A 10,900-nucleotide genomic window follows, 5' to 3' on the forward strand; every position below is an offset into this window, starting at 1 on the left:
ATTTCCCTACCCGACGCTCTTCATATCTCTGCCGCCGCGGATTGTCACGGTTGGTGTCCACGAGGCACCGGAAGGGGTGAAGACTCGTAACTTTCGGGTACCGGAGGCGTTCGGCCGCGCTAGAACGGGGCAGGGCCCCGGCTCAGCCGGCGACCCCCGCCAGCTCCGGGCCGCGCTCGGGGTCGGGTTCCGGGGCGCGGGTCGTGCGGGCCTCGCGGCGGGCCGCGGCGAGCACCGGGTCGAGGGCGGGCACCGCCGCCAGCAGCTGCCGGGTGTAGGGGTGCCGGGGGTTGTCGTACACCTCCTCCACCGGGCCCTGCTCGACGACTTCCCCGGCGCGCATCACGGCCACCCGGTCGCTGACCTGCCGCACCACGGCGAGGTCGTGGGCGATGAAGATGAGGGCGAGCCCAAGCTCCCTTCGGAGTTCCGCGAGCAGGGCGGTGACCTGTGCCTGGGTGGTGACGTCCAGGGCGGAGACCGGTTCGTCGCAGACGATCAGTCGCGGTCGCGGGGCGAGGGCGCGGGCGATGCCCACGCGCTGCCGCTGGCCGCCGCTGAACTCGTGCGGGTATCGGTCGTAGTGGGCGGCTTCGAGGCCCACCCGCTCCAGCAGTCCGGTGACCCGGGCCCGGATCGCGGCCCCGTCCCGTTCCCCGGCGGCCCGCAGCGGGTCGGCGATGGACTCGCCGATGCTGCGGCGCGGGTTGAGGGAGGAGACCGGGTCCTGGAAGACCATCTGGACCCCGGGGACGATCCCGCGGACCGGGGCGCCGTCGAAGCGGACCTCGCCCTCCGAGGGGTCGAGCAGTCCGGTGAGGATCCGGCCCAGGGTGCTCTTGCCGCTGCCGGACTCTCCGACGATGCCCAGGGTCTCGCCGGCGCGGACGGTCAGGTCCACCCCGGCCACCGCGGTGACCCGGCGGCGGCCGGTGCCGAAGGTGCGCCGCAGCCCCGTGACGGCGGCCAGCGGCGGCCCGTCCTGCGGTGCGGCGGGACCGTCGGTGCCCGCCGCCGGCCTCGGGGCGTCCAGCCGGGGCACCGCGGCCAGCAGTTCCCGGGTGTACGGGTCCCGGGGGGCGCCGAGCACCTCGGTGAGCGGTCCGCGTTCCACGGCCCGGCCGTGCCGCATGACGAGGAGTTCGTCCACGCTCTCGGCGGCCACGCCCACGTCGTGGGTGACGAGCAGCAGGCCGAGTCCGCGCTCCTCGCGCAGTCCGTGCAGCAGGTCCAGGATCTGGGCCTGCACGGTCACGTCCAGGGCGGTGGTGGGCTCGTCGGCGATGAGCAGCCGGGGTTCGCAGGCCAGGGCCATCGCGATGAGGGTGCGCTGGCGCATGCCGCCGCTGAACTCGTGCGGTCGGGAGCGGGCGCGGCGGGCGGCGTCGGGGATGCCGACGCGGTCCAGCACCTCCACGGCGCGGGCCCGGGCGGCCTTGCGGGAACCGCCCGCGTGCACCCGGTACACCTCGGCGATCTGGTCGCCGACGGCGTAGTACGGGTCCAGGGCGCTGAGAGGGTCCTGGAAGACCATGGCGGCTGTGCCGCCGCGCAGGGCGCGCAGCTCGGCGGGGGTGGCGGTGGCCAGGTCGAGGCCGCCGACGCGGACGGTGCCGGTGATCCGGGTGCCGGTGCCGTGGTGCAGTCCGAGGAGGGCGGCGGCCACGGAGGACTTGCCGCTGCCGGACTCCCCGACGATGCCGAGGGCGCGGCCGGGTTCCAGGGTGAAGGAGAGGGAGTCGACGGCCCTGACCGGGCCGCCGGGGGCGGGGAACTCCACGCCGAGGCCGTCGACCTCGACCAGCGGTTCGGTCATCTCAGGGCCACCCTTCGGTCGGCGGCGGCGTAGAGGAGGTCGGCGAGCGCGCCCGCCACCACCACGGCGGCGCCCATGACCATGACCACACCGACGACCACGGGCAGGTCCGCCATGCGGACCGAGTCGATGAGGGTCTTGCCGAGTCCGGGGATCCCGAAGAGGGATTCGGTGAGGACCGCCCCGCCCATGACGGTCCCGAGGTCGATGGCGTTGAGGGCCACGACCGGCGGGACGGCCCCCCGCAGCGCGTGCCGGGTCACGACGGTCCGCTCCCCCACCCCGTAGGCGCGGAAGGTGCGGATGTGGTCCTCGGCCAGTGTCTCCAGGGTGGAACTGCGGGTGAGGCGGGCGTACTTGGCGCTCTCGAAGAGGCCGAGGGTGAGCCAGGGCAGCAGCATGTTCCAGGCCCACTGCTCGGTGTCCTGGGAGAAGGGCACGTAGGAGGGGAAGGGCAGCCACTGGAGCTGGGCGCAGACCACCATGAGCAGCAGCAGGCCCAGGATGAAGACGGGGGTGCCGGTGCCGGCGAGGGTGAGCACGGTCAGGGCGCGTTCGGTGATCCCGCCGCGGCGGAGCGCGGAGAGGAGTCCGGTGCCGACGCCGACGGCCAGCCAGACGGCCATGGCGCCCACGGCCAGGGAGAAGGTGGCGGGCAGCCGCTCCACCAGCAGCTGGGTGACCTGCTGGTCGGTCTGGTACGAGAAGCCGAGGCAGGGCGCCTGGCAGTGCAGGATCTCGGTGCCGCCGGAGAAGTCGCGGCCGACGAAGAGGCCCTGGAGGAAGTGCAGGTACTGCACGGTGACGGAGTCGTCGAGGCCGAGCTGGGTGCGGACCTGGGCGATCTGCTGCGGGCTGCACCGCTCCCCGCAAGCGAGGCGGGCGGGGTCGGCGGGGGCCAGGTAGAAGAGGGCGTAGACGGCCGCGGACAGCACGACCAGGACGAGCAGGGCGCTGCCCACGCGCTTGAGGACGAAGTGGATCACGAGGTGCCGCCCTTCCGGGTGCCGACCTTGAGGCGGGTGGCCTCGCGGGGGTCGAGGGCGCTGCGCACGGCGTCCCCGAGGACGGTGAAGGCGAGCACGGTGACGAACAGGAACCCGGCGGGCAGCAGGACGTAGGCCGGGTCGGCGCGGAACCAGATCTGCGCGGTGGAGAGCATCTGCCCCCAGGAGGGGGTGGGCGGTTTGACGCCGACGCCGAGGAAGGACAGCGAGGCCTCGGCCACGATGTTGGTGGGCAGCAGGATGGCCGCGTAGGTGATGACGGGGGCCGCGAGGGAGGGCAGGAGTTCGCGGCGGGCGATGCGGAAGCCGCTGTTGCCGGAGAGCCGGGCGGCGGCCACGAAGTCCAGTCCGCGCAGGCTGAGGGCCTGGGCGCGGACGATGCGGGCGGTGCCGCCCCAGCCGAGCAGTCCGATGACGAGGATCAGCAGCAGGGGGCGGGGGAAGTCGGGCGGGACCACGGCGGTCAGGGCGATGCCGAGGACGAGGGTGGGCAGGGCGAGCATCACGTCGGTGGCGGAGCCGATGAGCCGGTCCAGGAAGCGGCTGCCGAGGGCGGCGGCGAGTCCGGCGGTGACGCCGACGAGGACGCTGAGGAGGGTGGCGCCGGTGGCGACGAGCAGGGAGACCCGGGCGCCGTACACGAGGCGGGTGAAGAGGTCGCGGCCGGTGCCCGGCTCGACGCCGAGCCAGTGGTCGGCGGAGACGCCGCCGAAGCCGCCCAGGGGGACCCCGCCGCGGGCGGAGTCCACGAGCCCGTCGTGGTAGGCGTAGGGGTCCTGGCCTTCGAGGTGGGCGAGGAGGGGGGCCGCGAGGGCCAGGAGGACGAGGAGGGCCAGGACGGCCGCGGCGGCGAGGGCGGAGGGGCGGGACCGCAGCCGTCGCAGGACCTGGCGGGCGGCGCCCGCGCCCGGGGTGGTGACCCCGGGCGCGGACGCCCGCGCCTGTGCCGCGGTGGTCACTTCACCGACACCTGGGAGACGTCGAGGACACCGGTCCAGTCGCTGATGACGACGTTCTTGACGCTCTTGCCGACCAGGCGCTTGTAGACCGGGTGGAAGAGGGGCACGTCGAGGGCCTGCTCACCGATCTTGCGGTCCAGTGCGCCCCAGCGCTGGGCGGCGGCGGACTGGTCGGTGAGCTTGTTGATCTCGTCGATCTCCTTGTTGACGGCGGGGTCGTTCAGCTGGGCGTGGTTGTAGTTGGAGCCGTTGGTGACGATCTGTCGGCCGTCGAAGATCGGGGCGAGGAAGGGTCCGCCGGAGGGCCAGTCGGCGCCCCAGCGGGAGATGAAGAAGCCGGGGGTCTTCTTGACGTCCCAACGGGCCTCGTTGAAGGCGCCGTTCTCCAGGCCCTGGAGCTTGACGGTGATGCCGGCGGCGGCGAGTCCCTGCTGGACGGCGGTGGCCACCTCGGGGCTGGTCTGCCGGTTCTGCTGGGTGGAGTGGGTCAGGGTGACGGTGATGCCGTCGGGGTAACCGGCTTCCTTCAGGAGCTCCTTGGCCTTCTGCGCGTTGCCCGACGGGCCGGCCGGGAAGTGGTCGTACGGGGTGTACCCGAAGACCTTCTGCTCGGGCAGGAAGGTGGTGGCGGGCTCGGCGAGGGTGGAGCCGCCGGCAGCGTTGACCACGCTGGTGCGGTTGACCGCGTAGGAGATCGCCTGGCGGAGCTTGATGTTGTCGAAGGGCTTCACCTTGGGGTTGAAGGCCAGGTAGGTGGTGAAGCCGAAGTGGCCGGTGCCGACGCGGTCGGCGAGGGCTTTGTCGCTGCCGATCTGGGCGAGTTCGGCCGGGCCCAGGTTGGTGTCGGTGGTGACGGCGGCGGAGTCGGGGCCCGCGCTGGTGGAGAGGCGCTGGTTGATGACGGCGGAGTCCAGGCCGGAGTACACCTCGACCTTGTCGGGGTAGGCCTTGCGCTCCTCGTCGGTCTTGGGGTCCCAGTGCGGGTTGCGCTCCAGGCTGAGGCGTTCGCCGTCGTTCTTGTTGGAGACCACCCGGTACGGGCCGGAGGAGATCGGGTGCTCCTCGTACTTCACGCCGGTGTCCTTGGCCTTGGGCACGGGGACGAACTGCGTCTGGGTGGCCACGAAGGGGAAGTCGCCCTCGGGCTTGCGGAGCTTGAAGACGATGGTCTTCGCGTCCGGGATGACGATGGAGTCCAGGCCCTTCTTGTCCTTGTAGGGGCCCTGGTACTTCTCGCCGCCGACGAGCCAGTCGCGCAGGTAGGGGGCGCCGCCGGACAGCTCGGCGGCGAAGGACCGCTCGATGCCGTACTTGATGTCGGCGGTGGTGATCGGGGTGCCGTCCTCGAACTTCAGCCCGTCCTTGAGGGTGTACGTCCACTCGGTGGCGTCGGCGTTCGGGCGGCCGGTGTCGGTGGCGAGGTCGGGGACGACCTTGGTGCCCTCGGCGCCGTTCTCGCGGTTGCGGGTGGTGAGGGTGCGGAAGACGAGCGAGGGGATGTTGCCGCCGCCGGAGGTGTAGAGGCGGGCCGGGTCGAAGTCGCTCTGCGGTTCGGCGTTGAGGATCGTCAGCGTGCCGCCCTTCTGCGGCTTGCCCGGGGCGCCGACGGCGTTGCCGCCCTTGTCCTTGGTGTCCTCTCCGCTCTGGGGCCCCGCGCACGCGGCGGCGCCCCCGGCCAGGACCAGGCTGACGGCGGCCGCTGCCACGCGGCGCGATATGAGGGACTGAGGACGCATGGGAAGAAAACCTCTCGGAATGTGGGATGACTCGTCTTGACGGTCGGGATCCCACGCCGAGGACGGCGGCCACCGGGACGTGCCGGCACCCCTGGGAGCCGGGCCCGGACGTGCGGAACCACGGGGGTTCCGGACACGGGTCGGGACGGCGGCAGGAGGTGGAGGACGCGCCTGCGGGCGTGGGAGGCCCGGGCGCGGTGGTGGCGGAATGCGGCCGCCCCGTCGGATACCGACGGCGGCGGGTGCCGACGCGCGCTCAGGCGGGCGTCAGCTACAGAAGATGTCGGCCACGCTGTGCGCGGTCACGCCGAGCAGCGCCAGCTCTATGGCGGCGCTCACGGTGACTGCGGGGCGGGAGGACATGACCAGAACCATTGCCCATGATCGGCCGATTGTCAACGTCGATCGATCACCGACGGTCACTGATCGATCGTCAATTACCGGGATACACCCAGGGGTTGGGCTTGCACGAGATGCCTTCGAGGTTCAGCGACTTGGTCTGCTGCTGCATCACGGGGGCCAGGGCGCCGGGGGTGCGGCAGCTCACGTGACCGTGCCCGAGCCGGTGGCCGACCTCGTGGTTGATGAGCATCTGGCGGTAGGCGAACATCTTGTCCGGCCCGAAGGTCACCGAGCCCTGCGCCCACCGGTAGGCGTTGATCATGACCCGCTCGGTGGAGGCCGAGTCGCAGGAGACGTTGTCCACGGTGGTGTCGAGGTCGGACTTGGCGCACCACTTGCCGGTGGTCACGGGGCTGGCGAGGGTGATCACGAAGCCGGTCTCGCCGCCCGGGACCCGCTCGAAGGTCATCTCCCCGTCGTGGGCCCAGCTCCGCTTGTCGTTGAGGGTGCGCTGCACGGCCTCGGCGAAGAGGGCCGGGTCGAGCGGGAGGCCCTTCTCCACGTCCACGCGGTAGCGGACCAGTCGCCCCTTGCCGGGGGCCTTGGCCACGCCCTGGACGGTGGCGAACTCCCCGGAGCCGGCGAGGGCCGGGTCGAGGGCGAGCCGGGCCGCCATCTTCTGCTCGTAGGTCTGCGCGGGGGCGGCCGGGGAGGCGGAGGGGGCGCCGACGGCGGGGGCGGAGGGCCGCTGGTCGGAGCGGGAGGCGGCGGCGTCCCGGGCGCGGTCGGGGTCGCCGTCGCGGGCGGCGGAGGGCCTGGAGCCCTCCTCCTCGCCGGTGACCTGCACGGCGACGCCCACGGCGAGAGCCGTGGTGAGGACGGCGGCGGCCATGCCGGTGTAGGTGCGTATCTTCCGGCCGCGGCCGGGGCGGTCGGCCGGTTCCGCGGCGGTGCCGCCGCCCGGGGGTGCCGGGTGGGCGCCGTCCGCGGCGGGCCGGGGGCGGGCCGGTGCGGTCGGTTCGGGGGCGCGGCGGGGTCCGGGCACCGGCGGCACGGCCACGGGGACCGGGGCCGCGGCACGGACCTGGGGTATGCCGAAGGCGGGGGTGTCGGAGCGGGGCACGCCCGTCCAGTCCCCGTAGCGGGTGCCGGGGCCGACACCCCAGCCGCCGCCCGCCTCGTGGGTCTCGGGGTGGCCGCCGCGGACCCCGGTGGCGGCGGAAAGCACCGGTCCGGTGCCGGTGTCCTCGACCGAGGTGAAGGCGGGGAAGGCGTGGGCGCCGGTCTCGTCGAGCCCGACGTACTGGGCGCGGACGGAGTGGTCCACGCCTTGGGGGAAGGCCGCGAAGGTGCCGGTGACCTCGGTGGGCGGGAAGGCGAAGGCGCCGGTGTCCTCACCCCGGAGGTGGTCGGCCACCCCGCCGGTGCCCCCGGCGGGGTGGCCCTCCCCGTACCGATGGCCGTAGGCCGGTCCGGCGCCGTGCGAGGGGCCGGGTCCCGGGTACGGGCCGAAGGGATCGAAGGGGTCGGCGGGGTCCGCCGGATCGGCGAGGTCGGTGAGGTCGTACGGCGCGTACGCCTCCGCGGCCCCGACGGCCGGGGCCTCCGGCGCGGGGACCGGGCCCTTGCGACTATGTCGTCCCACTGAGGAACTCAGCTCCCGTCCGCGTCGCGGGGCAGCGACCGCAGCAGGTCCCGGACGGCGTCCGCGACCACCCCCGGGTATTCCATCATCGCCACGTGCCCGGCTTCGGGCAGGGTCACCAGACGCGAGCCGCGGAAGGTCGCGGCGGCCTTGCGGGCCATCCGGTACGAGACCAGCCGGTCCCGGCCGCCGTACACGAGCAGCGTCGGCGCCAGCACCCGCTCGGCCTGCCGCCACAGCCCGTACTGGCCGGGCAGCGTGTACGCGTCCACGATCCCGCGGGCCGAGCGGACCATCGCCTCCCAGAAGTACGGCAGCTCCAGGCGCCGCTCCATCTCCTCGACGGCGTTGCGGAAGTTCTCGGGAGTGACGAGCGAGGGGTCCCCGTAACAAAGGGACATGGCCGCGCGGGTGCGGTGCTCGGCCGTCCAGCCCCGGGTGAGGCGACCGAAGAGCCCGCTCGCCCCCGGCACCGCCAGCAGGGCGGTGGGCACGGCGGAACCCTGCACCCGCAGCTCCGGCAGGGCCGGGGAGATCAGGGTCAGGCTGCGCACCAGGTCGGGGCGGGCGGCGGCGACCCGGGTGGTGACGGCGCCGCCGAGGGAGTTGCCGAAGAGGTGGACGGGGCCGCGGCCGGAGGACTCCAGGTAGCGGACGACCGCGCGGGCCAGAGCGGTGACGGAGTAGTCGCGGTCCGCCGGCGGGGCGGAGGCCCCGAATCCGGGCAGGTCCAGGGCCTCGGAGTCCAGCTCGTCCGCCAGCAGCCGCATCAGGGCGGTCCAGTTCTGGGAGGAGCCGCCGAGCCCGTGCACGAACAGCGCCGGGGGTAGCCCCTCGGAGGTGCCGGGGCGGCAGCGGACGGCCAGGTCGAGGCCGGGAAGGACCGCGCGGCGCAACCGCTCCCCTTCGGCCACGTGCACGGTCCTGGCCGGGGGGGTCGCCGCGGTGGCGGCGGGGGCGTCCGGCAGCTCGGTCGACGACATGCGGCCAATGTTACGAGACGATCACGCGCGACCCCGTGTGTTCGCAGTCACAGGTCCGCGTAGCGCCGGAAGGCCCGCTCTCCTAGGCTCGTAGGAGAGCGCACGGCCGGAAGTGAGGGGAGCCGTATGAGTGCCGACCCGACGGAGCCGGACAGCTTCCGGGACCAGCCCCCGGACGCCTTCGACGACGAGGCCCCCGAGGCGGACGCCGCGGAGCAGCTCGCCGAGCTGACCCCCCGCGGGGACGACCCGCTCTCGGAACGCGACCGGGACGGCTCCGCCGAGGCGGACGCCGCCGAACAGGCCCGGGTGGTCTCCCTCGACGAGGACGACTACCGCTGACCAGCCCGTAACCCCCGAACCGGATGTCCGCAGACCGAGAAAACTCGGTCTGGACCCCCCAGATCCGGTTACCGAAAAGTACGATGGCGGGCGCGGCGCAGAGCGCACTGTGTACTCGAAGAAAGTGGGAGGCGGCGTGACAGCCATCGAGCAGACCGAGGCGGCGCGCCCGCGGGGCACCCGGCTGCCGCGCCGAGCACGGCGCAACCAGCTCCTGGGCGCCGCCCAGGAGGTTTTCGTTGCCCAGGGCTACCACGCCGCGGCGATGGACGACATCGCCGAGCGCGCGGGCGTCAGCAAGCCGGTGCTCTACCAGCACTTCCCCGGCAAGCTCGACCTGTACCTGGCCCTGCTGGACCAGCACTGCGAGGCCCTGCTGATGGCCGTCCGCGGAGCCCTGGAGTCCACCTCGGACAACAAGCTCCGGGTGGCGGCCACCATGGACGCCTACTTCGCCTACGTCGAGGACGAGGGCGGCGCCTTCCGCCTCGTCTTCGAATCCGACCTCACCAACGAGCCCGCCGTCCGCGAGCGCGTGGACCGGGTCTCCCTCCAGTGCGCCGAGGCGATCTCCGACGTCATCGCCGAGGACACCGGACTCTCCCCGGACGAGTCCATGCTGCTGGCGGTGGGCCTGGGCGGCGTCTCGCAGGTCGTGGCCCGCTACTGGCTCTCCAGCGAGAGCCCGGTCGCCCGCGACAAGGCCGTGGGCCTGCTGACCTCGCTGGCCTGGCGCGGTATCGCCGGCTTCCCCCTGCACGGCACCGACGGCGCCGGGCACTGACCGGCCCGCACCCCCTCGCACCGGCCACGGCTCCGGCAGGGGCTCCCGGACCGGGCGGCTGTTCGCTCGCAGCGTGCTCCGGGGGCACCGTGCCCGTCCCCTCTCCGGGCTAATGTGGTCCGCGTACGGCGCGGTACACCGCGCGACCTGGACCGTCGGAGGGACATAGCCGTGGAGGTCAAGATCGGCGTGCAGCACGCACCCCGGGAGATCGTGCTGGAGACCGAGCTCAGCCCCGAGGAGCTCGAAAGCGTGATCACCGACGCGCTGTCCGGCACGTCGGCGCTGCTCTCGCTGACCGATGTCAAGGGCCGCAAGGTCCTGGTGCCGACCGACCGGCTCTCGTACGTGGACATCGGCGAGCCGTCCGTCCGCAAGGTCGGCTTCGGCGCCTGAGGCGACCCGAGCACACCCCGCACACCCGCGGAAGAACGGCCCGGTGGCACCCGCCACCGGGCCGTTCCGCGTCTCCGGGCCCGTCGTCCGCCGTGCTTCCCGAGCCCCTGATCCGCCCGGGCCCGCGCTCTTCCCGGGCCCGCGCTCTTCCCGGGCCCTCGTCCGTCCCGGCCTCCGAGCCGCCGGCGCCCGCTCCGTGGCGGCACCGGCGTGCCCCGCGCCCCCACCGCCGGTCCACCGGGCGTCCACCGGCGGGCCGGCGGGCGTCAAGCGGCCCGCCACCGCCGTCCCCCAGCCTGGAGCCGGGCGGGCCGCCCAGGCGGAACCTGCCGGTGTCGCCGCGACCCGGGTGAACCGTCCGAAGCGGAGGATTGCTCCCGCAACCCCCCGGGTAGGACCGCCTGTGACCCGATTTGCCCTGACCGTGCGGGAGGGAACCCATGCTCGTGGAAGCACTCGGCTCGGCGTTGCTCGGTCTCGCGCTGTCGTTCGCGGCGCTGAAACGACTGCCGCGCCGACTGCCGTCGGCCCCGACGGTGCTGATCACCGGCACCCTGGGCGGCCTCTTCGGGGGCTCGCTCACCCACTACGCCTTCGGACCCGGCCACGCCACCGCCGGCACCTCCCTCGCGGGGGGCCTGCTGGTGGCCGCGGTGGTGGTGTCCCTGCTGCTGCGGCCCGGCGGCCGGCCCCGCCCCCGCGTCTCGGCCCCGTCCCGGGGCTGACCGGCCCCGATCAGGGCCGACGGCCCGGCGCGAGGACCCCGGAGGACAACGCCCGGACACGGATCGGCGCGCCGCCCGGCAAGGCCGGCGGGGGGCCCGCAAAACCCCCGGGGGGGCGGCCCGGGGGGGGGGCGGCCCCCCCCCCCCCGGCCCCCCAACCCGGGG

At 73.8% G+C, this 10,900-nt stretch carries 11 protein-coding genes; 4 read left to right on the plus strand and 7 right to left on the minus strand.

Annotated elements, in window-relative coordinates:
* Positions 1–142 precede the first annotated feature (142 nt).
* From ABTZ17_RS33915 to ABTZ17_RS33945, 7 genes are all read right to left on the minus strand, one after another.
* A complete protein-coding gene (locus ABTZ17_RS33915; RefSeq protein WP_352199650.1) occupies positions 143–1,816 on the minus strand; it encodes a dipeptide ABC transporter ATP-binding protein in 1,674 nt (557 codons plus the stop codon).
* A complete protein-coding gene (locus ABTZ17_RS33920) occupies positions 1,813–2,802 on the minus strand; it encodes an ABC transporter permease (RefSeq protein WP_352199651.1) in 990 nt (329 codons plus the stop codon). The genes ABTZ17_RS33915 and ABTZ17_RS33920 overlap by 4 nt, the downstream gene beginning before the upstream one ends.
* The gene (locus ABTZ17_RS33925) at positions 2,799–3,782 is read right to left on the minus strand and encodes an ABC transporter permease (protein ID WP_352199652.1); all 984 of its coding nucleotides are present in this window, start codon (positions 3,780–3,782) and stop codon (positions 2,799–2,801) included. The genes ABTZ17_RS33920 and ABTZ17_RS33925 overlap by 4 nt, the downstream gene beginning before the upstream one ends.
* On the minus strand, positions 3,779–5,518 hold the full coding sequence (locus ABTZ17_RS33930) for an ABC transporter substrate-binding protein (protein WP_352199653.1): 1,740 nt from the start codon (positions 5,516–5,518) through the stop codon (positions 3,779–3,781). The genes ABTZ17_RS33925 and ABTZ17_RS33930 overlap by 4 nt, the downstream gene beginning before the upstream one ends.
* A gap of 267 nt (positions 5,519–5,785) precedes the next feature.
* A complete protein-coding gene (locus tag ABTZ17_RS33935; RefSeq protein WP_502994960.1) occupies positions 5,786–5,893 on the minus strand; it encodes an Ms4533A family Cys-rich leader peptide in 108 nt (35 codons plus the stop codon).
* A 58-nt stretch (positions 5,894–5,951) separates the two neighbouring features.
* Positions 5,952–7,505, minus strand: a complete 1,554-nt coding sequence (locus ABTZ17_RS33940) for a DUF3152 domain-containing protein (RefSeq protein ID WP_352199654.1) — start codon at positions 7,503–7,505, stop codon at positions 5,952–5,954.
* 8 nt (positions 7,506–7,513) lie between these two features.
* Positions 7,514–8,488, minus strand: a complete 975-nt coding sequence (locus tag ABTZ17_RS33945; RefSeq protein WP_352199655.1) for an alpha/beta fold hydrolase — start codon at positions 8,486–8,488, stop codon at positions 7,514–7,516.
* A gap of 126 nt (positions 8,489–8,614) precedes the next feature.
* Between ABTZ17_RS33945 and ABTZ17_RS33950 the strand changes: the two genes are divergently transcribed.
* The 4 genes from ABTZ17_RS33950 to ABTZ17_RS33965 all read left to right on the plus strand — a co-directional run bounded on the left by ABTZ17_RS33950 (position 8,615) and on the right by ABTZ17_RS33965 (position 10,735).
* Positions 8,615–8,830 carry an Rv3202a family protein gene (locus tag ABTZ17_RS33950; RefSeq protein ID WP_352199656.1) on the plus strand — a complete coding sequence of 72 codons (216 nt, stop codon included), beginning with the start codon at positions 8,615–8,617 and terminating at the stop codon, positions 8,828–8,830.
* Positions 8,831–8,966: 136 nt separating this feature from the next.
* Positions 8,967–9,614, plus strand: a complete 648-nt coding sequence (locus ABTZ17_RS33955) for a TetR/AcrR family transcriptional regulator (RefSeq protein ID WP_352199657.1) — start codon at positions 8,967–8,969, stop codon at positions 9,612–9,614.
* Between the two features lie 171 nt (positions 9,615–9,785).
* The gene (locus ABTZ17_RS33960; RefSeq protein ID WP_352199658.1) at positions 9,786–10,010 is read left to right on the plus strand and encodes a DUF3107 domain-containing protein; all 225 of its coding nucleotides are present in this window, start codon (positions 9,786–9,788) and stop codon (positions 10,008–10,010) included.
* 440 nt (positions 10,011–10,450) lie between these two features.
* Positions 10,451–10,735 carry a hypothetical protein gene (locus tag ABTZ17_RS33965; protein WP_352199659.1) on the plus strand — a complete coding sequence of 95 codons (285 nt, stop codon included), beginning with the start codon at positions 10,451–10,453 and terminating at the stop codon, positions 10,733–10,735.
* Positions 10,736–10,900: the final 165 nt, after the last annotated feature.

The sequence above is a fragment of the Streptomyces sp. NPDC097619 genome (assembly GCF_040302735.1).
Classification (GTDB): domain Bacteria; phylum Actinomycetota; class Actinomycetes; order Streptomycetales; family Streptomycetaceae; genus Streptomyces.

Coding starts and splice junctions, on each gene's coding strand:
- ABTZ17_RS33950 (WP_352199656.1), top strand. CDS start 8,615: ATGAGTGCCGACCCGACGGAGCCGGACAGCTTCCGGGACCAGCCCCCG.
- ABTZ17_RS33915 (WP_352199650.1), bottom strand. CDS start 1,816: ATGACCGAACCGCTGGTCGAGGTCGACGGCCTCGGCGTGGAGTTCCCC.
- ABTZ17_RS33930 (WP_352199653.1), bottom strand. CDS start 5,518: ATGCGTCCTCAGTCCCTCATATCGCGCCGCGTGGCAGCGGCCGCCGTC.
- ABTZ17_RS33965 (WP_352199659.1), top strand. CDS start 10,451: ATGCTCGTGGAAGCACTCGGCTCGGCGTTGCTCGGTCTCGCGCTGTCG.
- ABTZ17_RS33935 (WP_502994960.1), bottom strand. CDS start 5,893: ATGGTTCTGGTCATGTCCTCCCGCCCCGCAGTCACCGTGAGCGCCGCC.
- ABTZ17_RS33945 (WP_352199655.1), bottom strand. CDS start 8,488: ATGTCGTCGACCGAGCTGCCGGACGCCCCCGCCGCCACCGCGGCGACC.